This window comes from Aequorivita sp. Q41 (assembly GCF_039831855.1).
GTDB lineage: Bacteria > Bacteroidota > Bacteroidia > Flavobacteriales > Flavobacteriaceae > Aequorivita.
Genome location: NZ_JBDPMS010000002.1, coordinates 395,486 through 419,581, shown reverse-complemented (window position 1 = coordinate 419,581; position 24,096 = coordinate 395,486). Strand labels below are relative to the sequence as shown.

Here is a 24,096-nt window from a genome sequence, read left to right as displayed (position 1 = left end):
TATACCTATAACTCAACTAAAACTACTGTAATCAATGAAAAAACTAAAAATTGCCATACAAAAATCAGGACGTCTTCACGATGAGTCTTTAGCGCTTTTAAAGGATTGTGGAATCTATATAGACAATGGTCGGGATCAGCTAAAAGCTGCTGCAACAAACTTTCCATTAGAAATTTATTACTTAAGGAATGGAGATATTCCGCAATATCTTAATGACGGTGTTGTTGATTGCGCCATTATTGGTGAAAACCTTTTGGTTGAAAAAGGGGAAGGAATCAATATTGTTAGGCGGTTAGGTTTTTCAAAATGTAGAGTTTCACTGGCAGTTTCAAAAATATTTGAATATGATTCCATTCAAGATTTAAACGGAAAAAGAATAGCTACAAGCTATCCTGAAACAACAAAAAATTTCTTAAAAGAAAAAGGTATTGAAGCGGAATTACACATTATTAATGGAAGTGTTGAAATAGCTCCAAACATAGGTTTAGCAGACGCAATTTGTGATATTGTAAGCAGTGGAAGCACACTTTTTAAAAATAACTTAAAGGAGGTTGAGGTAATCCTTAAGAGTGAAGCTGTACTTGCTGTTTCTCCAAATATTACAACAAACACCAATAAAATACTCGATAAGCTTCGCTTTAGAATTCAATCTGTATTGCAAGGTCGAGATTCCCGTTATGTATTGCTAAATGCACCAAATGATAAAATTGATGCTATTATTAAAATTCTTCCAGGAATGAAAAGCCCAACCTTACTTCCCTTGGCAGAAAAAGGTTGGAGTAGTATACATTCAGTAGTAAATCGTGATACCTTCTGGGAAGTGATCGAGGAGCTTAAAGCGGCTGGAGCAGAAGGAATAGTTGTTTGCCCTATTGAAAAAATGATCTTATAAGAAAATGGAAAAAATTATATATCCCAAACCAGAAACATGGACTGCTTTATTAAAACGTCCCACCCAGTCTGTAGCTGAGGTAGCAACCCTGGTAACTGAAGTTTTTTCTGAAATAAAATTAAATGGAGACGAAGCCATAAAAAAATACACAGCGCTTTTTGACGGGGTAACGATTGCGGAAACAATAGTTTCTGAGAACGAAATTGTAGATGCAGAAAAGCTAGTTTCAGACAGCTTAAAAAAAGCTATTAATATTGCTAAATCAAACATTGAGAAATTTCACCGAGCTCAAAAAACGGAAAAAATAACCGTTGAAACCACAGAAGGGGTTTGTTGTTGGCAAGAAAAAAGACCCATTCAAAAAGTAGGTTTGTATATTCCTGGTGGCTCAGCGCCTTTGTTTTCAACAGTTTTAATGCTTGCCATACCAGCGGCTATTGCTGGGTGTAAAGAAATTGTTTTGTGTTCACCACCAGATAAAAGCGGAAAAATAAACGCTACAATTCTATATGCAGCAAAACTTTGTGGTATTTCAAAAATCTATAAAGTTGGAGGAATTCAAGCAATTGGCGCATTGACTTTTGGCACTAAAAAAATCCCTGCTGTTTATAAAATTTTTGGCCCAGGGAATCAGTATGTAACTGTTGCTAAACAACTGGCAACGAAATATAATGTAGCTATTGATATGCCTGCGGGGCCTTCAGAATTATTAGTTTTTGCCGATGAGACCGCAAATACTTCATTTGTAGCATCTGATTTGTTGTCGCAAGCTGAGCATGGAGCAGATAGCCAAGTGATTTTAGTTACTACTTCAAAAAAAGTGCTGAATTCAGTGGAAAAAGAAGTGCTAAAACAGCTCGAGCTCTTAACTCGTAAAAGTATTGCTGCGAAAGCAATTGAAAACTCAAAGTTGATATTGGTTCAAAATAATTCAGAAGCTATAAACCTTATTAATGAATACGGGCCTGAACATTTCATTATTATCTCAAAGGAAGAAGGTTTTTTCCTTGAAAATATACAAAATGCAGGATCGGTTTTTATTGGCAATTATACGCCGGAAAGCGCCGGAGACTACGCTTCGGGCACCAATCATACATTACCGACAAACGGTTTTGCAAAACAATATAGCGGTGTAAGTTTAGATAGCTTTTTAAAAAGTATGACGTTTCAAAAAATAACAAAAAAAGGAATTAAGAATATAGGCGAAGCAATTGAGGTTATGGCGGAAGCAGAAGGCTTACAAGCACATAAAAACGCTGTTACACTTCGTTTAACTAGCTTAAAAAAGGAGCAAAATGTGTAATACTAATTTTAATTTAGAGCGATTGGTGCGACCCAATGTATGGAAAATGAAACCGTATAGTTCTGCGCGTGATGAATTTAAGCAATTTGAAAAAGAAATGATTTTCCTTGATGCGAATGAAAACCCTTTTGAAACTAGCTTTAATCGCTATCCTGATCCGCAACAACGAATGCTTAAACGTTGGTTTTCTAAGCTAAAGAATATTTCTGAAAATCAAATTTTATTAGGAAATGGTAGCGATGAGGTATTAGACTTGCTTTTTAGGGCTTTTTGTGAACCTGGGAAGGACGCTATACTTACACTGCCGCCTACTTATGGAATGTATGCTGTTTTGGCAGCGCTAAATGCTATTGAAAACCGGGAAGTGCTTTTAGATAAAGATTTTCAGCCACAAACGGATGAAATTTTAAAAAGCATAGACGAAAATACTAAAATCATATTCCTATGTTCACCTAACAATCCAACAGGTAATTTAATTAGTATGGCTAAAATTTTAAAACTGTTAACCCATTTTAATGGCTTAGTGGTTATTGATGAAGCGTATATTGACTTTGCATCACAAGAAAGTTGGATTTCAAAATTACAGGAGTTTCCTAATTTAATTATAGTGCAAACACTTTCAAAAGCATATGGAATGGCTGGAATTCGCCTTGGAATTTGCTATGCTTCCACAGAAATAATTTCAATCTTAAATAAAATTAAACCTCCTTATAATGTAAATCAACTTACACAAAAAGAGGCAATTAAAAACTTAAGTGATACTAATAAAATAAAAACTGATATTAGTTCATTAGCAATTGAAAAGAATAGATTATTTAAAGGTTTAGTTCAAATAAAATTTATCACTAAAATGTACCAATCTGATGCTAATTTTATACTTATTAAAGTAGATAATGCAGCATTGCGGTATTCGCAATTACTTGAAAAAGGCATTGTAGTTCGCAATAGAAGCACACAACCGCTTTGCGCAAACAGCTTACGAATAACGGTAGGCACACCAGTAGAAAACAGGAGACTAATTGCAACACTAAAAGAATTGAAATAATGAAAAAACGTGTGTTATTTATAGACCGTGACGGTACAATTATAAAAGAAACAATAGATGAGCAAATTGATGCTTTTGAGAAAATGATTTTTTACCCAAAAGTGTTTAAATATCTCGGTAAAATTGCTGCTGAATTAGATTTTGAATTGGTTCTGATTAGCAATCAAGATGGTTTGGGAACCGCTTCTTTTCCAGAAGAAACGTTTTGGCCTGTGCAAAATTTTATTATAAAATCTTTTGAAAATGAAGGTATTGTGTTTAAGAATGTAGTTATAGATCGTACATTTCCACACGAAAATGCTCCTACTCGAAAACCTGGCATAGGGTTATTGACGGAGTATTTTTCTAAGTCTTATGATTTAGAAAATTCTTTTGTTATTGGCGATCGACTTACAGATATGGAATTAGCTAAAAATCTTGGTTCTAAAGGAATATTTATTAATGATGCGACCAATTTAGGAACCTCAGAAATCTCTTTAAATCCTGAAGAAATTCAACAGTACATCGCTATAGAGACCAATGATTGGCAGAAAATTTATGAGTTTTTAAAGCTTAAAGCGCGTGTAGCAACATTAAAGCGTACAACAAATGAAACAGCCATTACCATTGCGATTAATCTTGACGGTACAGGAAAAAGCAATATAAGCACGGGTATCGCATTTTTTGACCATATGCTAGACCAACTAGCGCGTCACGGTCAAATGGATATAGAAATCCAGGTTTCTGGCGATTTAGAGGTAGATGAACACCATACCATTGAAGACACAGCCATTGCGTTAGGTGACGTTTTTGGCAAGGCCTTGGGCGATAAACTGGGAATAGAACGTTACGGCTTCTGCGTACCGATGGATGATTGCTTAGCGCAGGTTGCGATTGACTTTGGCGGGAGAAATTGGTTGGTTTGGGAAGCAGATTTTAAACGTGAAATGATTGGGAAAATGCCTACTGAAATGTTTTACCATTTTTTTAAAAGTTTTACAGATGGTGCTAAAGCAAACCTAAATATAAAGGCCGAAGGTACAAATGAGCATCACAAAATTGAAGCGATATTTAAAGCTTTTGCGAAAGCTATAAAAATGGCTGTAAAACGCGATTCAGAAAAAATGATTTTACCAACAACAAAAGGAATCTTATAAATGAAAATTGTAATTATAGATTATGGAGCAGGAAATATTCAAAGTGTAAAATTCGCTATTGAAAGGCTAAATCACAGCGCAATTTTAACGCGTTCTAAAGTAGAAATACAAGCGGCAGACAAAGTGATTTTTCCTGGAGTAGGCGAGGCAAGTAGTGCGATGAAAAAATTAAAAGCTTCAGGTTTAGATAAAATTATTCCAACTTTAAAACAGCCAGTTCTTGGAATTTGTTTGGGAATGCAACTGCTTTGCAATTCATCTGAAGAAGGAAACACAAAGGGTTTGGGTGTTTTTGATGTGGCTGTCGTAAAGTTTTCAAACGTAGTGAAAGTACCACAAATTGGTTGGAATCAAATTTCAAATTTAAAATCAGATTTGTTTAAAAATATTTCTGAAGATGAATTTATGTATTTGGTTCACAGCTATTATGCCCCAAAATGTAATGAGACTATAGCTACCTCAGTCTATGGAAATGAATATGCTTCAGCGCTTAAAAAAGATAATTTTTATGGGGTGCAATTTCACCCAGAAAAGAGTAGCAAAGCCGGAGCGCAAGTATTAAAAAACTTTTTAGAACTATCCCCATGAGAATTATCCCAGCCATAGATATAATTGACGGAAAATGCGTACGTCTTTCAAAAGGAGATTATACGACCAAAAAAATATACAACGAAAACCCCTTGGAAGTTGCCAAGCAGTTTGAAGCGCATGGCATTCAGTATTTGCATTTGGTAGATTTAGATGGCGCAAAAAGTAAAAAAATTATAAATCACCGTGTTTTAGAAGAAATAGCTTTAAAGACTACTTTAAAAATTGATTTTGGCGGTGGTTTAAAAACGGATGAGGATTTAAAAATTGCTTTTGAAAGTGGTGCAAATCAAATAACGGGCGGGAGTATTGCCGTAAAGAATCCAGAGAAATTTAAAAAATGGCTTCAAAGATTTGGAAGTGATAAAATTATTCTTGGCGCTGATGCATTAGATGAAAAAGTAGCTGTTAGTGGTTGGACAGAAAATTCCGAGGAAGAGTTATTGCCGTTTATTCAGAAATATACGGCAGAAGGAATACTGTATGTAATCTGTACAGACATTAGTAAAGACGGGATGTTAGAAGGTCCTTCCTTTGAGCTGTATAAAAAAATCACCTCAAAAATTGCCCCCGTAAACTTAATTGCCTCTGGAGGCATTTCAACAGTTGATGAGCTCCCTAAGCTTGCTGAAATTGGTTGTGAAGGAGCGATTATAGGGAAAGCGATTTATGAAAATAGAATCAGTTTATATCAATTAGAAAAATATATTTTGGCACATAATTTTTAAAATACCTAGCACAACTACTAAAAATATAACTACCAAAGCCATGCTTACAAAAAGAATTATACCCTGTTTGGATATTAAAAATGGAAGAACCGTAAAAGGAATCAATTTTGTGGACCTGAGAGACGCTGGTGATCCTGTAGCGCTTGCTAAACATTATTCAGAAAATGGGGCAGATGAGCTTGTTTTTTTAGATATTTCAGCTACCGAAGAACGTAGAAAAACATTGGCTAAATTGGTTTTAAAGGTGGCAGAAACTATTAACATACCATTTACTGTTGGGGGTGGAATCTCTTCGGTTGAAGATGTGGAGATCCTTTTAAATAATGGTGCTGATAAGATTTCGGTTAATTCCTCGGCAATTAAAAATCCACAGTTAATAAACGATTTAGCTTCTAAATTTGGGGCGCAATGTATTGTAGTGGCGATTGATGCTAAAGTACTTGCTGGTAACTGGAAAGTTCACTTAATGGGGGGAAAGAAAGAAACGGATCTTGATTTATTTCAATGGGCGAAAGAAGTTGAACAGCGTGGTGCTGGAGAAATTCTTTTTACCTCCATGGATCATGATGGCACCAAGAATGGCTTTGCAAATGAAGCCTTATCAAAGCTTTCTACCATGTTAACGATTCCTATAATTGCTTCAGGAGGTGCCGGAAAAATTCAGCATTTTACAGATGCATTTACTTTAGGAAAAGCAGATGCAGCCTTAGCGGCAAGTGTTTTTCATTTTAATGAAATAACAATTACAAATTTAAAAAACGAATTAAAGAATCAGGATATTCCTGTGCGATTATAAAAAAGATGAAAATAGATTTTAATAAATACAGCGATGGACTTGTTCCCGCAATTATACAAGACAATACCACTGGTATCGTACTAATGTTAGGGTATATGAATCAAAAGGCGTTTCTAAAAACAAATGAAACTAACGTTGTTACTTTTTTTAGTAGAAGCAAGCAACGTCTTTGGACAAAAGGCGAAGAAAGTGGCAATTTTTTGAAAGTTATTTCCATGCGAATTGACTGTGATAATGACGCGCTTTTAGTGAAAGCAAACCCCGTTGGCCCTGTATGCCACAAAGGTTTTGATACGTGTTGGGAGGAAAAAAATATGTCGAATTTTGGGTTTCTTTTAGAATTAGAAACGATTATTGAAGACCGAAAGAAAGATGTTGCAAATGAAGACTCCTATATTTCGTCGCTTTTTAGAAAAGGAATCAATAAGATTGCTCAGAAAGTAGGTGAGGAGGCAGTAGAAGTTGTTATTGAAGCAAAAGATAATGACGATAAATTATTTTTGAATGAAAGCGCAGATTTACTTTTTCATTATATGATTTTGTTACAAGCAAAAGGATTTAAATTGCAGGATATAGAGAATGTTTTAGAGCTGCGACACAATGCAGAATAATTTTATACTTTTTCCTACCTTTAAAAAAAATCCGCGTTTATGGCTGCCAAAAGAAGAAAAAAGCAACAAACAATAAAAATAGAACCTAAAAGGGCCAAAAATCTTTCGCCAGGAACAGTTAGCTATACAGGAAAAAAACACACACTTGTAACGCAACTGGATATTATAGACTATTCAAAAGAACATTATGATCGTTTTGAAACGAATGCCATTCAGGATGCTTTTAAATATGAAGACTCTAATCATATTACTTGGATTAATGTAAATGGGTTAAGCGATACGGACGCTATTATTACTCTTGGAGACCATTTTGAACTTCACCCACTTATACAAGAAGATATTGTAACGACTCACCAACGTCCAAAGATTGATGAATATGATGACTACTTGTTTTTAGTTTTTAAAATGTTGCATTACAATGAAAATGAATTCCTTACTACGGAGCATGTAAGTATGGTGATGGGAAAGGATTATGTGCTTACATTTCAAGAAGCTGAAGGCGATGTTTTTGATGATTTACGAGAAAGATTAGTACATGGCAAAGGTAGAATTCGTAGTGCGGGAGCAGACTATTTAATGTTTGCAATTCTAGATGCTGTGGTTGATAATTATTTTACAGTAATAGAATTTTTAAGTAATAAAGTAGAGTTGCTAGAAGACAAACTCTTTGACGACAAAGGCAATTATCATATTACAGAAGAAATACAAGAACTTAAAAAGGAAATTTTAAAAATTAGACGTGCGGTTTTACCGCTTCGAGAAGTAATAAACAGGCTTGAAAAAATAGAAACCCCATTAATTGAAGAGCGCACCAATAAATACATTCGCGATCTTTATGACCATATTATTCAAGTAAATGAAAGTGTAGAAATATACCGTGATATGATTTGGGGGTTGATGGATATGTATATGACGACCATTAGCAACAAAATGAATGAAGTAATGAAAGTATTAACCATTATGGCATCCATTTTTATTCCATTAACATTTATGGCAGGAATCTATGGGATGAATTTTGAAAATATGCCTGAGTTGCATTTCCAATATGGATACTATTATTTATGGGCGGCAATGATTATCGTATTTGTGGGAATGCTTTGGTATTTTAAAAGAAAAAAATGGTTGTAAAAGTAAAAAAACATTAATCTTCTATAAATTGCCCCTTTTCATTAGCTACAGACATTCCCCATTCAGCAATCGCATGAAGCACTGGTGCTAAGCTTTTTCCAAATTCAGTAAGTTCATATTCCACTTTTAAAGGAGGTTTTTTTGTATAAACCTTACGTGTAATCAGGCCGTCTTTTTCTAATTGCTTTAATTGCAAACTCAAAGTGCGTTCGGTAATTGTTGAAATAGTTTTTCGCAATTCATTATAACGTTTTTTCCCATCCACTAAATAGATTAATATTACACTTTTCCACTTCCCACCTATTAGTTCCATGGCAATACTAGTGGTACAAGAAAATGTTTTATTGTTATATTTTATTAGTCTCTTTTTTGTTGTTATCTCCATTGTATTGTTATTACGCAATTACAAAGATAGCTCACTATACTATTGTTTACAACTATATTTTTTATAGTTTATTTTAAAACACATAAACAACTTTAAATTAGCAAGTTAACTTCTTTGTGTTTCTAGTTTCTTATACTATACTTTTTGACCGTTATTGTGAGAAATTAAAACCATCCTTACTTTTGCACTATACTTTTGATAGTATAATTATTCAATCCTAAAAACAATAAAATACAATGAATTTAATTGAAATTTCAAACAGACGGTATTCCACAAAAGAGTTTGATACAAAAAAAAATATTTCAGAGGAAGATATTAAACAAATCAAAGGTCTTTTAAGACTAAGTCCTTCAAGCACAAACATTCAGCCATGGCATTTCATTATGACCACTACGCAACAGGGAAAAGAGCGTATAAGCAAAGCTACTGAGGGATTTTATATTTTTAACAAGGCTAAGGTTATGGATACGTCGTTAGTAATTGTTTTCTGTGCAAGAACAGATGCTGATACCTCATATATGCTAAAGGTTTTAGAGCAAGAAGATAAAGATGGTCGTTTTGCAAAACAAGAATTTAAAGACCAAATGCATGCTGGAAGAAAGATTTTTGCAGACTTACATCGCTATGATTATAAAGATTTGCAGCATTGGATGGAAAAACAAGTATATTTAAATATGGGGGCATTATTGCTTGGGGTCGCGGCTTTAGGCATTGATGCCGTACCTATGGAAGGAGTAGATTTAAAAATTCTGGATCAAGAATTTGCGCTTCGCGAAAAAGGACTTACAGCTGTTGCTGTAGTATCTTTAGGGTATCGCAAAGAAACAGACTTTAATGCCACACTTCCAAAATCTAGGTTTCCCGAAGAAGAAATAATCACACAACTTGTTTAATATAAAACCAAAGCTGTCTTATGCATACTGAAGTTAACAAACAAAACGCCATCGCTTTTTATAAAATGGCGTATGAAGGAAACCCGAGTAGAGCCGTAAAACTATTTGTTGGCGATGAGTACATCCAACATAACCCAACTGTAGAAGATGGAAAAGAAGGCTTTATATCGTATTTTGAGCGGATGCAGCGCGCGTATCCTAAAAAGACAATAAGTTTTGTGCGTAGTATAGCTGAGGCTGATTTAGTAGCCCTACATACCCATCAAGTTTGGCCAGGAAATGATCAATATGTTACCATGGATTTTTTCAGGTTTGATTCAAAAGGAAAAATTGTAGAACATTGGGATGCTATTCAGCAGCTTCCTAAAACATCAGAAAATTCGAATACAATGTATTAATGGCTTTATTCTTTTACTAAAAAAGCTCTTCTATAAAAATATGAAGAGTCTTTTTTAGGAGATAGTATTTTAAGAAAGAGAATTATTTTTAAATTCATAAATGATAAAACTGTAACTTTCGGTCTAAATTTAGTCTAATACGATAAGCAAGCTAAAATTTCAGCCCTAAGTTTTAAGTGTATTAGCTACCATAAATCATTTTTAATGGATTTCTTTTATAATAATATTTATCAAAATGGGCAGTTCGTATTAACCGATCTTAAAAAAGAATCTTTTTACAACAACTTAAAAATAGGTGATTGCTATAAGATTATCTGGGCAAAAAGGGATCGTGTTTCCTTGGGTTTAGACGGTTATAGAGTTCATTTAAACAAAGGGCAGCTGCTCTTTTGCACCCCTTTAAATAGGTTACAGGTTTCAGAAGAAACGGATGCTGCAATTTGCTATGTATTTAACAGAGAGTTTTATTGTGTTAGAGACCACGATAGCGAAGTAGCTTGCAATGGGTTTCTATTTTATGGATCTTCATCTCCCGTTGTAATTTCATTAACGGAGAAGGAGGATTCCAGTTTCGATTTGTTATATCGCTTTTTTATTGAAGAATTTAACACCAAAGACAAAATACAAGGCGAAATGCTTCGGGTTTTATTAAAACGCCTTTTATTAAAATCGGTACGAATAGCAAGACGAACTATGGAAGATTCTGCTATGCCACAGTCTAAGTTAGATATTATCAGACAATTTAATTTAGTATTGGAAATGCATTTTCGCACGAAGCATAAAGTTTCTGAATATGCAGATTTACTTAATATAGGATCAAAATCACTCTCAAATTTATTTTTGAACTACCACAATAAATCCCCTTTAAAAGTTATAGGAGAGCGTATCATCCTTGAAGCACAACGTTTGTTGCAGTATTCAAACAAAAGCACTAAAGAAATCGCTTTTGAGCTTGGGTTCGAAGAAGCTTCACATTTTTCTAAATTTTTTAAAAAAAACACTGGTTTATCTCCCAAATCGTATAAAGAGACCCTTAAAAATGAACTGGATTATTCGCATAATTGAATCTTCTAATTATATTTTTTCAATACGAAAAATTAGCCCCAAACCAATTTTTCAAATATAATTCTTTCCAACATAAAGAATTACCTACATACGTAAAAATGAGGATAGATATTCATTTATTAGGAGAATATTTATGATTATAAGTGTTAGTTTTTAATACGCAAAAGCCTTTTTTAAGCCACACTTTTTTAATCATTTCACAGTAAGTAAAATGTATAAGGTTATAGGAAATATCAATACTTTTTTACTGCTATGAACATTGTAAATTTGTATTATTAACTAAGTATTTAAGCAGCGTAAACTAAAAAAGGATAAGGTATGTTAACATGGAAAGAAGTAATAAATTTTACAGTAAAAGGCAACCCAACCCCAGATAGAAGATTAGAAAAAACTGAAGCGGAATGGAAAGCCTTATTAACTCCCGAACAATTTAGAATAACGAGACGAAAAGGGACAGAAGCACCAAACAGTGGAACTTTATGCAATGTTTATAAAGAAGGGCTTTATAACTGTGTTTGCTGTGATACGCCATTATTCGATTCTACAATTAAATTTAGCTCAGGCACAGGATGGCCCAGTTTTACGCAGCCCATTAAAGAAAACGCAATAAAGTATAAAAAAGATACTGCCTTTGGCATGGTTAGAATAGAAGTAATGTGCAATACATGCGACGCACATTTGGGACATGTGTTTCCTGACGGACCAGAACCTAGCGGGCTTCGGTATTGTATAAACTCTGAATCGATGGAGCTTTCAAATAAAATAGTCTAAACCACCTATGCGTATACCTATGTATAAGTGAAGTTTAGCTGTTTTAATATACCGTGAAAACTGTCAATACTACGACCATTTATAAAACAAAGGAATTTGAAGTAAACCACTGGGTTGCCATCCAAATACAGTGGAAAAAATGCTTGAAACACAGAAAAAATATAAGCTTAAGATACCTTTTGGTCATAATCCTGGCGATGCAACTTCCCACAACCGTTCAAAAATAATTCGAGATTATAATACCGGCGGTACCCTTGGGTTTTTATTTATTGACCAGCATGATACTATTGTTTTTTCAGATTTTCATCTCAATACAAAAAAGGCAATTACGGTAATAAAAACTATTAAATAAGCATGAAGAAAATTTCTGTAATTAAGTTGTAGGGGGCAGCAGCCTGTCATAAAACCAGCTAGTATCAGTCATTGCTAAAAGCACGTTCTTGCCTTTTACTTTTTTAGCTGTAGTAACAAATGAAATGTTTGCAAAGGAACTTCGACAACTTTATAAAAATAGAAAGCTTAATTTTTCAAGTGTCACCATTGGCAAAAAAAATTACGAAATCCTGAGAAAAAGGAAATAAATAGATTAACATACTAATACCAGAAATTTTGGAAATAACACACGATAAAGAAAACAATAGTTTTAAATTAAATATCAATGGGGAAATAGCAAAGGTAACCTATACTCTCAGAGACGGGAAAATGTATTTAAATCACTCCGAAGTGCCTTCTAATTTAAGAGGCAAAGGCCTTGGAAAAATTTTAGTAGAAAAAACCTTTGAAAAACTCACCGAAGAAGGGTACAAGGCTGTAGCGGTATGCAGTTATGTAAAAGCAGTGGCGAGTAGAAGTTCAAAGTGGAAAACCCGTATAGCAGTATAATACTCCCTAAAACTTACAGTAGGGAAGACACTAATGTTAAAATAAAAGTAAAAAATATGACAATTAAAGCAATTTGGAACGATCAAATAATAGCAGAAAGCGATAAAACTATTCAAATAGAAGGCAATCATTACTTTCCAAAGGATAGTATAAAACAAGCGTTTTTTAAAGCTTCAGAGACACATACTTCATGTCCGTGGAAAGGGCAAGCTTCATATTATACACTAGTTGTAGCGGGAAAAGAAAATAAAGATGCCGCTTGGTTTTATGAAACCCCCTCTGCTTTAGCAAAAGGAATAAAAGATCATATAGCCTTTTGGAAAGGTGTCAAAGTAGGCGAGTAGGTGTATAAACATGGGATATAAAATGAAAAATAAACTAGAAACAATAGCTTTAGGAGGTGGATGCCATTGGGGCACAGAAGCTGTTTTTCAATCTCTAAAAGGGGTTCAAAAGGCTTCTCAAGGCTATGTTGCTTCAAAGGGAGTAGTTACTTCATTTTCTGAAGCAGTTTTAGTTTATTTTAACCCTATTCAGATCTCTTTAAAGGTATTGCTATCAGTGCATTTACACACACATAAAAGTACTTCATTGCACAGTATACGCGACAACTATAGATCTGCTGTTTATACTTTTTCTGATAAACAAGCCCTAGTCGTAGCTAAAATCCTTAACTCCCACCAAGCTGAATTTGAAGAGCAATTAATAACAAAAAGATACCCCTTTTCAGAATTTAAGCCATCCCGAAAACAATTGCTTAATTATTATTACAGCAATCCTTCAAAGCCTTTTTGTGAAACGTTTATCAAGCCAAAATTGCAGATTTTGCACGATAAGTTTAGAGCGAATATAGCTTTAAATAGGCTACAAATCCCAACAGATCCACTTAGCTAAAGTGTCTGGATGAATAGAAGTAACTTACAAAAAAGTTTTTTTAATGCTAAGTCAGGCTTTTAGCACATTATTTTGAGAAACCTACACTATTTATTGAAAAGTATAGCGTTTTTCGTCTGTAGACGAGGCTTTTAGTAGTTGGTTAAATGTCTTTATTGTATTAAAATTACGTGTAATTTCTCCTGAAGCTGCGATTCCAGAAATGCCTGTTTCAAGTATGGAGGTAACATCAGCAACAGTAATGCCACCAACACCAATAATGGGAGTTTCTGTATTTAAAAAATCATTAATTGCAGCATATCCCGCTAGTCCTAAAGCGGGAGGGAGGTTATTTTTAGTTTCAGTAAACCTAAAAGGACCTACGCTAATATAATCTACTTCTTTAGCGATTAATGTTTCACAATCTTCTAAGGTATTTGCGGTGCCACCAATAAACTGCCACGTATACAACTGTTTTCTAGCTTTGGTAGGGCAGGTATCACCTTTCCCTAGGTGTACACCGTCTGCTTTAACAGCTATAGCTATTTTATAATAGTCGTTAATTAGCAGTCTGGTTTGAAAATGCGCCGTGATCTCTCTAGCTTCCTTTGCACATTTTAAGATTTTCTTTTCTGAAATGTTTTTTAAGCGTAATTGCACTAATTCCGCACCAGAGGTACATGCTTTTTGGATGTTTTCAAGATGTTCCTTTGGCGTGTTTCCTTGAGAGATATAGTGTAATTTGGGTATCATGCTATAAGGGTTTGGCATTGAAAATAAGTACTTCCTTTTTACTATTCAACAGTTTTAGCTAGTCTACAACAGCTACTTTTTTAGCATACTCCATAAAATAGCCTTCAAAACGTTGTAACATGGGGTGCATTTTCTCCGAATATAGCACATATTGACACTTTTGAATGCTTTGAGTAATAGACATTATTGCTGCATAGGAAGATTTTTGACTTAGAAACTCGGCGTCATCGATACTAAATAGTTTTAATTGTGAGATACTTACCCCGTTTAATAAAAACAATTTATTCATAGACTTGGGGGTGGAAATTAGAATGTCTGCTCCCATTGCTATTTCCGATTTTTGCACATCGATATGCAGTTCTTCATAGCCTACATACACCCGAAGTGAAGTGTGTTTGGTATAGCATAAAAAAGCATCGTACAACTCCATTGCTTTTTCTTTGTTTTCTACAAGAACTACCGCTCTTGGGGCATTACCAACGGCTTTACATTTTAACTTTTGTAGGGTTGTAAGTATCAAGCTAGTGGTTTTTCCGCTTCCAGTTGGAGCATTACAATACACATTAGCACCGCTTTTAATAACGGGAATGCTTTTACTTTGAAATGGAGTAGGAGTGGTTATTTCTAAAGTTGCTAGCTTTTCTTGTATATCGGCATGTAGTTTTTTAAAAGGCATAGAAGTTAAATAAATAAAGGCTTTAGCAAACTGTTTTTACTACTGCTGGCAAATATACTGCCTACAAACGCCAATCGCTGCGAATCGCGGATTTTTATTTTTTAGAGGAGCTCATGAATGCTACGCATTTGTATTTTAAAACAATCGAGTCCCGAAGCTTCGGGAGCAGCGGCTATTTTACATAACGGCTAATTATAGCTACAAACAGCAGAATGTTTCTTATTTAGTGCTAAACCAAGAGCCTAATGTTTAATGACCCAAGTACTACAGTTTATTGTGTGTACAAGACTTCCTGGGGTATTTTCCATAATAGAGAATTATAGCTACACATCTAAATTATTCTAACGAAGCCACAATTAGCTGTTACATAATTGCTATCGATATAAGTCTGTCAGTCATTATATCTGCAACTATGTAAAATAGCGCAAAAAAGCGCTATTCACTAATTGTTATAAATGTACTATAATTTATATTATGTAAAATAGAATGTTTAAAAACCCGCTATTACTTTAAGTGTGTAATCGAAACTTAATCTTTTACATTGTATACAAATGCACGGTACTTAAGTAATGCTACAAACACGGCGCCACCTACTGCATTACCAATTAGCGCTAAGGCGATAAAGCTTAGATAGTCTGTAAAATTAATTTGTGGCGAACTTATATAGCCAGCAAAAACTTCTACATTACCAACAATACTATGGTGTAATCCCGCAAATGACAAGATTGCAGTGATTATAAATATGATTAACAACCTGCTTAAGGTATCTTTTGAAGCAGCTACCAGCCATGATAATAACCCCATCAGCCAGCCAGCGAGGATTGCACTCACAAAAACGGCGCTGCCTTCGTGGTCTGTTACGTGTATGGCTATTTTTTCAATGGTTTGAAGGTTAAAAATACCAAGTTTAGGACCGAACCAAACTAATAGAAACGCAATAATATAGCCCCCGATTAAATTACCTAGTATTACTAAGCCCCAGAGTCTTAAGAGACTTCTCAGAGAACGTTTTTTATTCAGCACTGGTAATGTTAGCAAGGATGTTTGCTCGGTAAAAAGAATGGATTGCCCTAAAATAACCATTATAAACCCTATGGGATAGACTATTGAAAGGGCTTTAATGATGGTGTCTTCGGCAACTTTTCCTGAGAGAAAGAAAAACAAAGCGCAGATCATTAAATAGCTAAAACCAATTTCTAACCCTGCTGTAAGCGAGCTTAGTAGGATGCTTACTGGTTTTTTATCGTAGGTCTCCTGCCCTTCAATAATCTGTTGTTTAAGGATTTCGCCGTGAGATTTTGCTGTAGTAGAATCTGATGGCTTGGAGTTTTTGAGTTCTCTATCTATGTTTTGTTGTTTCTCCTTTTTATTTTTTTCTTCTTCGTCCATTTTTTTGGGAGTTGTGCTGTAAAAAAAGGTTTCGTTTCAAGAAAAGGGACTGTTATTGGTTTTGAAACGAAACCTTATGTAGTATTAAGAATTAAGGATTTTACTTCGTTATTAATTCTTCCAAATGTTTTCTATTAGTAGATTTCCCATAGATTTTTTGTTCTGGATCCATGAGGTTGGTTTTTTCCAAACCACCTATATATACTGCATCAAAACCAATATCTTCAATAAGCTGTTGGGTTATATTTTTACTATCCTCATCTTGGGCAGCAAAGGGTATTGCTAGCTTATCCGTTGTTTGAAACGCTCTGTCGCGAAGATGGTCTGAATAAATTGTATTAAAGGCTTTTGCTGTTTTTGCGGTTCCGAATTTCATAGCGGTGTATTCGGAAGCATTACGGTTGCTATCGCGTACCTCTTGCGCCATTTCGCCATCTCTCTCTGGATATGGGTTTGTAGCATCAATGATAACTTTATTACCGTATTCGCCTGCATATAGTTCAGCTAATTTATCGATCGCTTTAAATGGGACAGCCAAAAGGTATACATCTGCATTTGCTTCCCATGCTTCATCTAAGCTTACGGCTTTAGCCTTCCCTCCTGCTTCTTTTGCTAATTGGGTTAGTTGCTCTGGATGTCTGGAGGTAAATAATACTTCATGACCTGCTTTGGCCCAATGTGTACCTAAGGCACCCCCTATTTTTCCACTTCCTATTACTCCTATTTTCATAACTTTTTGGTTTAATTATTAATTTTAAACTGCACTGTATTAAAACCATTCTGGTTGGTACAGTTACTATTTTTTCTTTTAAAATTAGGAGGTTTAATCCGCATTAAAAAGTTTTTAAAAAAGATTTAACGCCCTCTAATAGTATTAACATTTCCCTATAGCATTTAATCTAAAATTGCTTATATTTTTGTTTAAAATTTAATTAGATGATTGTTTGGGTAATTTTTATAGCATTTATCATTTTATTCTTAGCATTAGATTTAGGTGTCTTTAATCGCGAGGCGCATGTAATTAAAACAAAGGAAGCTGCAATATGGACAAGCATATGGGTTACGGTAGCTTTAGGGTTTTCTGGAGTAATTTATTGGCTGTTTAAGGATGGTTTAATTGAAAACCCAACCAATCTCACGCCAGAGCTCGCGGTTCTTAAATACATTACAGGGTATTTAATAGAGCTTTCATTGAGCATAGACAATGTGTTTGTGATTGCTGTAATATTTTCTTCATTTTCTATTCCTAAGAAATACCAGCATGAAGTTCTCTTCTGGGGAATTTTGGGGGCGATTGTATTTAGGGCATTGATGATCTTTTTTGGGGTAGCACTTATCAATAAATTTGATTGGATAATTTATGTTTTTGGAGCATTTCTATTAATTACAGCCTTTAGAATGTTGGTGCATAAGGAAGAAGAGTTCGACCCTAAAAAGTCTAAATTGTTTCGTTTTTTAAAGCGGCTTTTCCCAGTTAGCTACCGTATGGATGGCGATAAGTTTTTTATTAGAAGAATGGGAGTCAAGGCAGCCACGCCCCTATTTGTAGCTCTTATTATTATTGAATTTACAGACATTCTCTTTGCTTTAGATAGTATTCCTGCAATTCTGGCTATTACTGCAGATCCCTTTATTGTATTTAGCTCAAATATCTTGGCCATTCTAGGGCTTCGTTCCATGTATTTTTTAATCTCACGGATGCTTACTAAGTTTAGGTATATTAATTATAGTCTGGTAGTTATCCTTGCTTTTGTTGGGGTTAAAATGATTCTTTCTCACAATGTAGAAATCCCTGAGTGGTTGTCGCTTGGTGTAATTGGTGTTTCACTTGCTGGAGGGATTATAGCCTCATTGATTATCTCGGATGAAAACCCTGCTATCGCCGAAGAAGATTAATTTCACAAAATCCTACTAAAAGTTTGGAATGATTTTTTGGCTATCGTATCTTTAAGATTAGATAATTAAAAACCTATATATATGAATATAAATTTCGAATATCACGAAGTAGCTGCAAGTGCTAGATTAGAGGGCTTAGTCGCGGAAAAACTTAATAAACTTGAAAATAAATACGACGCCATTGTTGGTGCAGATGTATATTTTAAAAAGGAAAATTCTTCCAACCCAGAAAATGGAAAAATATGTAGTGTGCGCTTGCGAATGCCAGGAACAACAATTTTTGCTGAAACAGCTACGGGCTCGTTTGAGGCAGCTATCGCAAAAGTTATTTCTGAATTACGCACGCAGTTACAGAAGCGTAAAGAAAAATTGAACGCACATTAATCATGGATACTATGGGAATAATAGCGCGAGATAAAAGACAATTAACCCTGATATATAGTAGTAATACACGTGTTGGAAAGCACACACTTAGCTATTTAACTGGCCTTGACGGAAAGTATTTGGCTATAGATCTAGTGAAAACTAAGGTTTCAGATACTCAATGGGCTGAAATCGCAGAGGCTTTAAATACAAATATTGGTGACTTAGTAGATACGAGGGAACTGGATTTAAATACTGAAGATACTGCCGCATTTGGTCCTGATGATTGGATTAAGATTATACAAAAGAATGATTTTGTAATCTCTCGTCCTATTGCAATTAAAGGGGAACGAACCAAACAGATAAGCAATCCTCCTGAAATAATGGAGTTTTTTGAAACTGATAGTGCTGCTATTGATGATAGACCTCCCCTGGATACAGAGTAAGACTTTTAAACACTAATTTTATATAGAAAGATGCGCCCTTGCGCATCTTTTTTTATTTGAGGAAATCTATATAAAAAAATAAGCATAAAAAAACCCACACTTATGTGCGGGTTTTAGTTTATTTAAATTACTAATTATTCACCAGCTTGTTTTTGTGCGTCTTGCTTCATTTTTTGGTTAGGAACGATAGCAAGATTTACACGTCTATTTTTAGCACGCCCTTCAGCAGTAGTATTATCTGCGATTGGTGCTGTTTCACCATACCAGTTTGTAGTAAATCTTCCAGAACTTAATCCTTTACTTTGTACAAAATAGTTGGTTACGGCTGTAGCTCTATTTTTTGAAAGCGTCATATTCATTTCATCAGCACCAACACTATCGGTATGGCCAATAACAAGAACATCGGTATCAGGGTATTCCTTAAGAACACCTGCAAGCTTGTCTAACAAAGCTTGCGAAGCTGTGTTAACGTTGTATTTACCTGTGTCAAAATACACACCACTATTCTCATCGAATGTAACAACGATACCGTCGTCTACACGTTCTACTTGAGCACCAGGAATTTCCTGCTCTATTTTTTGAGCTTGCTTATCCATTTTTGAACCAATAAGCACACCTGCGCCACCACCTACAACACCCCCAATTACGGCTCCGAGCTCACCGTTTCCACCTTTACCAATATTATTACCTAATATCGCGCCTAAAACGGCTCCACCAGTGGCACCAATTACGGCTCCTTTCTGTTTATTATTTGCATTTTTAGTAGCTTCACAGCTTCCTAGGCTAATAAGTAGCGTTAGTGCAAGTGTTACTAATGCGATTTGTTTAAAGAAATTTTTCATAATAGTTAGTCTTGAATTTTAGAAAAGTTCATATTTATTTTAAAAGGTTTGCCTTCCAAATTTACTGTTTGTTCCCAGCGCATAGAAGATTCACTAAGTTGTGCCAATTGTAACCTGATACCAACATTGGTTTCAGACTTGCCTTTAGCGTTTGTAGGTTTCAGGAGAAAATCATAGAGTCCTGTAGCAGGATCAATTTCTTGAATTACAAATACAAAGTCACGCTGACCTGTTGGACAACTAGCGTTTTCAATTGTATAATTCCCTGTATTGTTATTAGGGATAAATCTCCAGTTACTACCTTCGAAACATTCTGCCGAAGCATCGTTAAAAAGGGTGACATTGTATTTTCCCGGGGCACCATACGTAATAGCGTCTAAAGACCAATATCCTTTGATAACTTTACGAGATTCTATCACAGTTTTTGGGGTTCCGCAAGAAAATGCTGTGGCCGCAATTAGAGCCAAAATGAGGATTTTTTTCATAAATAAATTAGTTTGATTAATTAGAGGTTAAGTTATTTTATCTTCTAAGCAGTCTTGAAAGCAAAGACAGTACCAAAAGCACAATAAAAATGTAAAAAATGATTTTTGCGATATCTGCTGCACCTTCTGCGATGCCTCCAAATCCGAATAATGCTGCTATTAATGCAATTATTAAAAAGGTTATAATCCAACGTACCATAATATATATTGTTTTTAATGATTAGTATTCCACTAAATTAAGTAACAATATTTATGCTCGAAGAATCTTTATCTAAAGTTTAACAATAAAAGTTAAAATATTAGTAAGATAGCAATTTTAATAAGAATATTTTAAATTTTTCTTTAGGCAGGTAGGTTTTTTCTAAGTTTGCTGCAAATGGGATTGGGGTTTCCATGCTAGCAACCCGTTGTACCGGAGCATCTAAATATTCAAAACAATTCTCCATAATTAAAGCTGAAATATCGGAAGCAATACCTCCAAATAAGGAGTCTTCTTGAAGAATAATAACTTTTCCTGTTTTCTTAACGGATTGGTATATTGCTTCAGTGTCTAAAGGCACCAAGGTACGTAAATCTATTAAATCTGCATTAACTTCAGTATTCGCTTCAAGGGTTTCTAAGGCCCAATGTACGCCAGCGCCATAGGTTATAATAGTAACGTCTTTTCCTTCTTTTATTAAAGAGGCTTTTCCTAATGGTAATGTGTAGTAATCAGTTGGGACTTCTTGGCGAATACTTCTATAGAGCGCTTTATGTTCAAAAAACATAACTGGATTTGGGTCTTCGATACTTGTAGCCAAAAGTCCTTTAGCGTCATACGGAAAAGCTGGATACACCACTTTAAGTCCTGGTGTATGCGTAAACCAAGCTTCGTTGGTCTGGCTATGAAAAGGCCCCGCACCTACACCTGCTCCACATGGCATACGGACAACTACATCTGCATTTTCACTCCATCGGTAATGGCTTTTAGCTAGGTAATTAATAATAGGATTAAAGCCAGAAGTAACAAAATCAGCAAATTGCATTTCAACAACGGCTTTAAAACCGCTTATAGAAAGTCCCATTGCGGCAGAAACGATTGCTGATTCACATATAGGAGTATTGCGAACGCGTTCTTTTCCAAACTGCGCTACAAACCCTTCCGTAATTTTAAAAACACCTCCATATTCAGCTACATCTTGTCCCATAATTACAAGATTATCATGGCGCTCCATTGCTTGCTTTAATCCTTGAGAAATAGCATCAATCAATCGAATGTTTTCTTTTTTTGAATTTACACTAACTTCTTGATAGTTAAATGATTTATAAACATCATTTAACTCATTGGTTTCAGACGATTCTATTTCAGGTTCAGCAAAAGCTATGTCAAGGTTTTCATCAATTTCTTGTTTAAATTCGTCTTTAAACTTCTGAATATCGGCTTCGGAAATAACCTCTTCAGCTATTAAAAAATTTTCAAAATTTAAAAGCGGATCACGCATTCCCCATTCATCAATTAAATCTACAGGAACATATTTTGTACCACTAGCTTCTTCATGGCCACGCATTCTAAAGGTTTTAAACTCCAACAAAATAGGTCTTGGATTGCTTCGCATGCTATCAACCAAACTTTTTAGCTTGGTGTAAACTTCCAGCACATTATTCCCTTCAATAATGTGTGATTCCATGCCATACCCTTTCCCTCGGTCGGCGAGATTTTCACAGTTATATTGTTCATTTGTAGGGGTCGAGAGTCCATAACCGTTGTTTTCTATACAGAAAAGAACAGGTAGCTGCCAAACAGAAGCTACGTTTAAGGCTTCGTGGATATCACCTTCACTGGAGCCGCCTTCTCCAGTAAAAACTGCACAAACCTTATTGTTTTGTTTTAATTTATTTGCAAGGGCTATACCATCCGCAACACCAAATTGTGGTCCAAGATGCGAAATCATCCCCACAATATTAAATTCTTGCGTGCCAAAGTGAAAACTACGATCCCTTCCTTTGGTGAAGCCGTTTGCTTTCCCTTGCCATTGCGAAAACAACCGATGTAATGGAATTTCACGCATCGTGAAAACACCAAGGTTTCTATGCATTGGCAAAATGTATTCGTCTTTATCTAAAACTGCTGCGACACCTATAGATATTGCTTCCTGCCCTATTCCGCTAAACCATTTAGAAACTTTTCCTTGGCGTAGTAGGATGAGCATTTTCTCTTCTATCATTCGCGGTTTCAACATACCGCGGTATAGGTTTATTAATGTGTTGGTATCGATATCTTTTCTATTGTAATCGAAGAAAATAGGTGGTTTTGTTTCAGATTTCATCTTAAATAATTAACAATATCAAAAGTAGAAAAAAACCCATTGCAACAAGGATTATTAATGCAAATTTTATCTTCGGAAAAACTTTGGTAAATTGGTATCTTTGTACTTTAAAATATTAAATGCTATGAATAATATACCCAGTGTAGATTTAGCCGATTTCCTTTCAGACGACCCGAAGAGGAAACAAAAGTTTGTAAATGAAATAGGAAGCGCATACGAAGACATAGGTTTTGTTTCACTAAAAAATCATTTTTTAAGCGATGCCTTGGTAGCCGATCTATATAAAGAAGTTAAAAGTTTTTTTAGTCTTCCAGTTGAAGTAAAGGAATCCTACGAAATTGAAGGACTTGGAGGGCAAAGAGGTTATATATCCTTTGGAAAAGAGCATGCAAAAGGTAAGAAAGAAGGAGATTTAAAAGAGTTTTGGCATTTTGGACAAGAGCCAAGTGCAGATGCAAACCTTGCAGAAGACTATCCAGAAAACGTATCCGTAACGGAGCTACCTGATTTTAACCGCACCGGTATGGAAGCATATAGAATGCTTGAAAAAACAGGTATTTATGTGCTACGAGCATTGGCTTTATATATTGGCTTGGATGAGTTTTACTTTGACCATTGGGCAACAAATGGTAACAGTATTTTGCGACCTATACATTACCCGCCAATTCAAGAAGAGCCAAAAGGTGCCGTACGCGCTGGTGCTCACGGAGATATTAATCTTATTACACTTTTAATGGGTGCTTCTGCGGGTGGATTGCAAGTGTTGCGTAAAGATGGCGAATGGATAGATGCAATTCCAAACGAAGACGAACTAGTTATTAATGTTGGTGATATGCTAGAACGTCATACCAACAATAAGTTGCGCTCCACCATACATCGCGTTATAAACCCACCAAAAGAAGAATGGGGTACGGCACGCTACTCTATTCCATTTTTTATGCATCCACGTAGCGATATGAACTTAAACTGTTTGCCAGAATGTATTGATTCGGAGCATCCTAAAGCGTATGATGACATTACCGCTGGAGAGTTTTTACACCAACGATTGGTGGAAATTGGATTAATTAAAAAGTAAATTGCCACAAACAGTTTACCTAAACCTGAAAATTTAAACTTTGAAATCTTTAGAAGACCAATTAAAAAACCTTTTTCCAGACCATGAGCCCAAAGATGTTCCCGAAACACAGGAGGAATCATCTCTTTGGATGCAAGATGATCCTTTGATTTGCAAATATGAAAAGCGAAAAGGAAAACCAATCACAATTATTGAAGGATATACAGGTGCTGACTCAGACTTTAAGATTCTTGCCAAAGAAATAAAGCAATTATTAAGTGTTGGCGGTAGTTTTAAGAATGAACAAATAATTATACAGGGGGATTATCGTGATAAAATTATGACGTTTCTAAAAGAAAAAGGGTTTAAGGTAAAACGCGTTGGAGGATAGA

The 24,096-nt window shown here is 35.0% G+C and carries 31 protein-coding genes; 22 read left to right on the top strand and 9 right to left on the bottom strand.

The window, feature by feature from the left end:
- The first annotated feature begins 34 nt into the window (after nt 1-34).
- Genes hisG through corA form a run of 9 tightly spaced genes read left to right on the top strand, consistent with a single transcriptional unit; the run spans nt 35 to nt 8,227 of the window.
- Entirely contained in the window at nt 35-892 is an 858-nt protein-coding gene (hisG, locus tag ABJ955_RS11395; protein ID WP_347374748.1) for an ATP phosphoribosyltransferase, read from the top strand.
- A 4-nt stretch (nt 893-896) separates the two neighbouring features.
- A complete protein-coding gene (hisD, locus tag ABJ955_RS11390; protein ID WP_347374747.1) occupies nt 897-2,195 on the top strand; it encodes a histidinol dehydrogenase in 1,299 nt (432 codons plus the stop codon).
- Nucleotides 2,188-3,240 carry a histidinol-phosphate transaminase gene (hisC, locus tag ABJ955_RS11385; protein WP_347374746.1) on the top strand — a complete coding sequence of 351 codons (1,053 nt, stop codon included), beginning with the start codon at nt 2,188-2,190 and terminating at the stop codon, nt 3,238-3,240. The genes hisD and hisC overlap by 8 nt, the downstream gene beginning before the upstream one ends.
- Entirely contained in the window at nt 3,240-4,376 is a 1,137-nt protein-coding gene (gene hisB, locus ABJ955_RS11380; RefSeq protein WP_347374745.1) for a bifunctional histidinol-phosphatase/imidazoleglycerol-phosphate dehydratase HisB, read from the top strand. Before hisC ends, hisB begins: the two co-directional genes overlap by 1 nt.
- The gene (gene hisH, locus ABJ955_RS11375; protein WP_347374744.1) at nt 4,377-4,964 is read left to right on the top strand and encodes an imidazole glycerol phosphate synthase subunit HisH; all 588 of its coding nucleotides are present in this window, start codon (nt 4,377-4,379) and stop codon (nt 4,962-4,964) included. It abuts the gene before it with no gap.
- Nucleotides 4,961-5,692, top strand: a complete 732-nt coding sequence (gene hisA / locus ABJ955_RS11370) for a 1-(5-phosphoribosyl)-5-[(5-phosphoribosylamino)methylideneamino]imidazole-4-carboxamide isomerase (protein WP_347374743.1) — start codon at nt 4,961-4,963, stop codon at nt 5,690-5,692. The genes hisH and hisA overlap by 4 nt, the downstream gene beginning before the upstream one ends.
- Before the next feature lie 40 nt (nt 5,693-5,732).
- Complete coding sequence (hisF, locus tag ABJ955_RS11365) at nt 5,733-6,488, top strand: imidazole glycerol phosphate synthase subunit HisF (protein WP_347374742.1); 756 nt, start codon at nt 5,733-5,735, stop codon at nt 6,486-6,488.
- A 5-nt stretch (nt 6,489-6,493) separates the two neighbouring features.
- A complete protein-coding gene (hisIE, locus tag ABJ955_RS11360) occupies nt 6,494-7,099 on the top strand; it encodes a bifunctional phosphoribosyl-AMP cyclohydrolase/phosphoribosyl-ATP diphosphatase HisIE (protein WP_347374741.1) in 606 nt (201 codons plus the stop codon).
- Nucleotides 7,100-7,138: 39 nt separating this feature from the next.
- Nucleotides 7,139-8,227, top strand: a complete 1,089-nt coding sequence (corA, locus tag ABJ955_RS11355) for a magnesium/cobalt transporter CorA (RefSeq protein WP_347374740.1) — start codon at nt 7,139-7,141, stop codon at nt 8,225-8,227.
- Between the two features lie 13 nt (nt 8,228-8,240).
- On the opposite strand, the gene ABJ955_RS11350 is transcribed toward corA, so the two are convergent.
- Nucleotides 8,241-8,612, bottom strand: a complete 372-nt coding sequence (locus ABJ955_RS11350) for a helix-turn-helix domain-containing protein (protein ID WP_347374739.1) — start codon at nt 8,610-8,612, stop codon at nt 8,241-8,243.
- Nucleotides 8,613-8,848: 236 nt separating this feature from the next.
- Here ABJ955_RS11350 and nfsB point away from each other — a divergent pair, with 236 nt between their 5' ends.
- From nfsB to ABJ955_RS11310, 8 genes are all read left to right on the top strand, one after another.
- Nucleotides 8,849-9,505: an oxygen-insensitive NAD(P)H nitroreductase gene (gene nfsB, locus ABJ955_RS11345; protein ID WP_347374738.1), complete on the top strand. Its 657-nt coding sequence runs from the start codon at nt 8,849-8,851 to the stop codon at nt 9,503-9,505.
- A gap of 20 nt (nt 9,506-9,525) precedes the next feature.
- Nucleotides 9,526-9,903: an ester cyclase gene (locus ABJ955_RS11340; protein ID WP_347374737.1), complete on the top strand. Its 378-nt coding sequence runs from the start codon at nt 9,526-9,528 to the stop codon at nt 9,901-9,903.
- A 204-nt stretch (nt 9,904-10,107) separates the two neighbouring features.
- Nucleotides 10,108-10,968 carry a helix-turn-helix domain-containing protein gene (locus ABJ955_RS11335; RefSeq protein WP_347374736.1) on the top strand — a complete coding sequence of 287 codons (861 nt, stop codon included), beginning with the start codon at nt 10,108-10,110 and terminating at the stop codon, nt 10,966-10,968.
- A 318-nt stretch (nt 10,969-11,286) separates the two neighbouring features.
- Complete coding sequence (gene msrB, locus ABJ955_RS11330; protein ID WP_347374735.1) at nt 11,287-11,739, top strand: peptide-methionine (R)-S-oxide reductase MsrB; 453 nt, start codon at nt 11,287-11,289, stop codon at nt 11,737-11,739.
- Nucleotides 11,740-11,878: 139 nt separating this feature from the next.
- Nucleotides 11,879-12,091: a hypothetical protein gene (locus ABJ955_RS11325; RefSeq protein WP_347374734.1), complete on the top strand. Its 213-nt coding sequence runs from the start codon at nt 11,879-11,881 to the stop codon at nt 12,089-12,091.
- 257 nt (nt 12,092-12,348) lie between these two features.
- Complete coding sequence (locus tag ABJ955_RS11320) at nt 12,349-12,621, top strand: GNAT family N-acetyltransferase (RefSeq protein WP_347374733.1); 273 nt, start codon at nt 12,349-12,351, stop codon at nt 12,619-12,621.
- Between the two features lie 62 nt (nt 12,622-12,683).
- Nucleotides 12,684-12,965, top strand: coding sequence for a DUF427 domain-containing protein (locus ABJ955_RS11315; RefSeq protein WP_347374808.1), 282 nt, complete (start codon nt 12,684-12,686; stop codon nt 12,963-12,965).
- 22 nt (nt 12,966-12,987) lie between these two features.
- Entirely contained in the window at nt 12,988-13,515 is a 528-nt protein-coding gene (locus tag ABJ955_RS11310; RefSeq protein ID WP_347374732.1) for a peptide-methionine (S)-S-oxide reductase, read from the top strand.
- 90 nt (nt 13,516-13,605) lie between these two features.
- Here ABJ955_RS11310 and thiE read toward each other — a convergent pair whose 3' ends face one another.
- From thiE to ABJ955_RS11290, 4 genes are all read right to left on the bottom strand, one after another.
- The gene (thiE, locus tag ABJ955_RS11305) at nt 13,606-14,247 is read right to left on the bottom strand and encodes a thiamine phosphate synthase (protein WP_347374731.1); all 642 of its coding nucleotides are present in this window, start codon (nt 14,245-14,247) and stop codon (nt 13,606-13,608) included.
- A gap of 58 nt (nt 14,248-14,305) precedes the next feature.
- Complete coding sequence (locus ABJ955_RS11300) at nt 14,306-14,923, bottom strand: DEAD/DEAH box helicase (RefSeq protein ID WP_347374730.1); 618 nt, start codon at nt 14,921-14,923, stop codon at nt 14,306-14,308.
- A 528-nt stretch (nt 14,924-15,451) separates the two neighbouring features.
- A complete protein-coding gene (locus ABJ955_RS11295; protein WP_347374729.1) occupies nt 15,452-16,312 on the bottom strand; it encodes a formate/nitrite transporter family protein in 861 nt (286 codons plus the stop codon).
- 100 nt (nt 16,313-16,412) lie between these two features.
- Nucleotides 16,413-17,042, bottom strand: coding sequence for an NAD(P)-binding domain-containing protein (locus tag ABJ955_RS11290; protein WP_347374728.1), 630 nt, complete (start codon nt 17,040-17,042; stop codon nt 16,413-16,415).
- 206 nt (nt 17,043-17,248) lie between these two features.
- On the opposite strand from ABJ955_RS11290, the gene ABJ955_RS11285 reads away from it, so the two are divergent.
- From ABJ955_RS11285 to ABJ955_RS11275, 3 genes are all read left to right on the top strand, one after another.
- On the top strand, nt 17,249-18,208 hold the full coding sequence (locus tag ABJ955_RS11285) for a TerC family protein (RefSeq protein ID WP_347374727.1): 960 nt from the start codon (nt 17,249-17,251) through the stop codon (nt 18,206-18,208).
- Between the two features lie 81 nt (nt 18,209-18,289).
- Nucleotides 18,290-18,592, top strand: a complete 303-nt coding sequence (gene raiA / locus ABJ955_RS11280) for a ribosome-associated translation inhibitor RaiA (protein ID WP_347374726.1) — start codon at nt 18,290-18,292, stop codon at nt 18,590-18,592.
- A 2-nt stretch (nt 18,593-18,594) separates the two neighbouring features.
- The gene (locus ABJ955_RS11275) at nt 18,595-19,017 is read left to right on the top strand and encodes a hypothetical protein (protein WP_347374725.1); all 423 of its coding nucleotides are present in this window, start codon (nt 18,595-18,597) and stop codon (nt 19,015-19,017) included.
- Nucleotides 19,018-19,151: 134 nt separating this feature from the next.
- Here the strand turns inward: ABJ955_RS11275 and ABJ955_RS11270 are convergent, their stop codons facing one another.
- The 4 genes from ABJ955_RS11270 to ABJ955_RS11255 form a co-directional block, all read right to left on the bottom strand.
- Nucleotides 19,152-19,859 (bottom strand): OmpA family protein, encoded by a 708-nt coding sequence (locus ABJ955_RS11270; protein ID WP_347374724.1) that lies wholly within the window; start codon nt 19,857-19,859, stop codon nt 19,152-19,154.
- A 5-nt stretch (nt 19,860-19,864) separates the two neighbouring features.
- Nucleotides 19,865-20,344, bottom strand: a complete 480-nt coding sequence (locus ABJ955_RS11265) for a lipocalin (protein ID WP_347374723.1) — start codon at nt 20,342-20,344, stop codon at nt 19,865-19,867.
- Between the two features lie 37 nt (nt 20,345-20,381).
- Entirely contained in the window at nt 20,382-20,543 is a 162-nt protein-coding gene (locus tag ABJ955_RS11260; protein WP_347374722.1) for a DUF1328 domain-containing protein, read from the bottom strand.
- A 100-nt stretch (nt 20,544-20,643) separates the two neighbouring features.
- On the bottom strand, nt 20,644-22,650 hold the full coding sequence (locus ABJ955_RS11255) for a dehydrogenase E1 component subunit alpha/beta (RefSeq protein WP_347374721.1): 2,007 nt from the start codon (nt 22,648-22,650) through the stop codon (nt 20,644-20,646).
- Nucleotides 22,651-22,774: 124 nt separating this feature from the next.
- Here ABJ955_RS11255 and ABJ955_RS11250 point away from each other — a divergent pair, with 124 nt between their 5' ends.
- Nucleotides 22,775-23,725 carry a 2-oxoglutarate and iron-dependent oxygenase domain-containing protein gene (locus ABJ955_RS11250; RefSeq protein WP_347374720.1) on the top strand — a complete coding sequence of 317 codons (951 nt, stop codon included), beginning with the start codon at nt 22,775-22,777 and terminating at the stop codon, nt 23,723-23,725.
- A 40-nt stretch (nt 23,726-23,765) separates the two neighbouring features.
- Nucleotides 23,766-24,095: a translation initiation factor gene (locus ABJ955_RS11245; RefSeq protein ID WP_347374719.1), complete on the top strand. Its 330-nt coding sequence runs from the start codon at nt 23,766-23,768 to the stop codon at nt 24,093-24,095.
- Nucleotide 24,096: the final 1 nt, after the last annotated feature.

What these genes read in the sequence shown, in the direction of transcription:
- hisG (WP_347374748.1), top strand. Translation starts at nt 35, where the DNA reads ATGAAAAAACTAAAAATTGCCATACAAAAATCAGGACGTCTTCACGAT.
- hisD (WP_347374747.1), top strand. Translation starts at nt 897, where the DNA reads ATGGAAAAAATTATATATCCCAAACCAGAAACATGGACTGCTTTATTA.
- hisC (WP_347374746.1), top strand. Translation starts at nt 2,188, where the DNA reads ATGTGTAATACTAATTTTAATTTAGAGCGATTGGTGCGACCCAATGTA.
- hisB (WP_347374745.1), top strand. Translation starts at nt 3,240, where the DNA reads ATGAAAAAACGTGTGTTATTTATAGACCGTGACGGTACAATTATAAAA.
- hisH (WP_347374744.1), top strand. Translation starts at nt 4,377, where the DNA reads ATGAAAATTGTAATTATAGATTATGGAGCAGGAAATATTCAAAGTGTA.
- hisA (WP_347374743.1), top strand. Translation starts at nt 4,961, where the DNA reads ATGAGAATTATCCCAGCCATAGATATAATTGACGGAAAATGCGTACGT.
- hisF (WP_347374742.1), top strand. Translation starts at nt 5,733, where the DNA reads ATGCTTACAAAAAGAATTATACCCTGTTTGGATATTAAAAATGGAAGA.
- hisIE (WP_347374741.1), top strand. Translation starts at nt 6,494, where the DNA reads ATGAAAATAGATTTTAATAAATACAGCGATGGACTTGTTCCCGCAATT.
- corA (WP_347374740.1), top strand. Translation starts at nt 7,139, where the DNA reads ATGGCTGCCAAAAGAAGAAAAAAGCAACAAACAATAAAAATAGAACCT.
- ABJ955_RS11350 (WP_347374739.1), bottom strand. Translation starts at nt 8,612, where the DNA reads ATGGAGATAACAACAAAAAAGAGACTAATAAAATATAACAATAAAACA.
- nfsB (WP_347374738.1), top strand. Translation starts at nt 8,849, where the DNA reads ATGAATTTAATTGAAATTTCAAACAGACGGTATTCCACAAAAGAGTTT.
- ABJ955_RS11340 (WP_347374737.1), top strand. Translation starts at nt 9,526, where the DNA reads ATGCATACTGAAGTTAACAAACAAAACGCCATCGCTTTTTATAAAATG.
- ABJ955_RS11335 (WP_347374736.1), top strand. Translation starts at nt 10,108, where the DNA reads ATGGATTTCTTTTATAATAATATTTATCAAAATGGGCAGTTCGTATTA.
- msrB (WP_347374735.1), top strand. Translation starts at nt 11,287, where the DNA reads ATGTTAACATGGAAAGAAGTAATAAATTTTACAGTAAAAGGCAACCCA.
- ABJ955_RS11325 (WP_347374734.1), top strand. Translation starts at nt 11,879, where the DNA reads ATGCTTGAAACACAGAAAAAATATAAGCTTAAGATACCTTTTGGTCAT.
- ABJ955_RS11310 (WP_347374732.1), top strand. Translation starts at nt 12,988, where the DNA reads ATGAAAAATAAACTAGAAACAATAGCTTTAGGAGGTGGATGCCATTGG.
- thiE (WP_347374731.1), bottom strand. Translation starts at nt 14,247, where the DNA reads ATGATACCCAAATTACACTATATCTCTCAAGGAAACACGCCAAAGGAA.
- ABJ955_RS11300 (WP_347374730.1), bottom strand. Translation starts at nt 14,923, where the DNA reads ATGCCTTTTAAAAAACTACATGCCGATATACAAGAAAAGCTAGCAACT.
- ABJ955_RS11295 (WP_347374729.1), bottom strand. Translation starts at nt 16,312, where the DNA reads ATGGACGAAGAAGAAAAAAATAAAAAGGAGAAACAACAAAACATAGAT.
- ABJ955_RS11290 (WP_347374728.1), bottom strand. Translation starts at nt 17,042, where the DNA reads ATGAAAATAGGAGTAATAGGAAGTGGAAAAATAGGGGGTGCCTTAGGT.
- ABJ955_RS11285 (WP_347374727.1), top strand. Translation starts at nt 17,249, where the DNA reads ATGATTGTTTGGGTAATTTTTATAGCATTTATCATTTTATTCTTAGCA.
- raiA (WP_347374726.1), top strand. Translation starts at nt 18,290, where the DNA reads ATGAATATAAATTTCGAATATCACGAAGTAGCTGCAAGTGCTAGATTA.
- ABJ955_RS11275 (WP_347374725.1), top strand. Translation starts at nt 18,595, where the DNA reads ATGGATACTATGGGAATAATAGCGCGAGATAAAAGACAATTAACCCTG.
- ABJ955_RS11270 (WP_347374724.1), bottom strand. Translation starts at nt 19,859, where the DNA reads ATGAAAAATTTCTTTAAACAAATCGCATTAGTAACACTTGCACTAACG.
- ABJ955_RS11265 (WP_347374723.1), bottom strand. Translation starts at nt 20,344, where the DNA reads ATGAAAAAAATCCTCATTTTGGCTCTAATTGCGGCCACAGCATTTTCT.
- ABJ955_RS11260 (WP_347374722.1), bottom strand. Translation starts at nt 20,543, where the DNA reads ATGGTACGTTGGATTATAACCTTTTTAATAATTGCATTAATAGCAGCA.
- ABJ955_RS11255 (WP_347374721.1), bottom strand. Translation starts at nt 22,650, where the DNA reads ATGAAATCTGAAACAAAACCACCTATTTTCTTCGATTACAATAGAAAA.
- ABJ955_RS11250 (WP_347374720.1), top strand. Translation starts at nt 22,775, where the DNA reads ATGAATAATATACCCAGTGTAGATTTAGCCGATTTCCTTTCAGACGAC.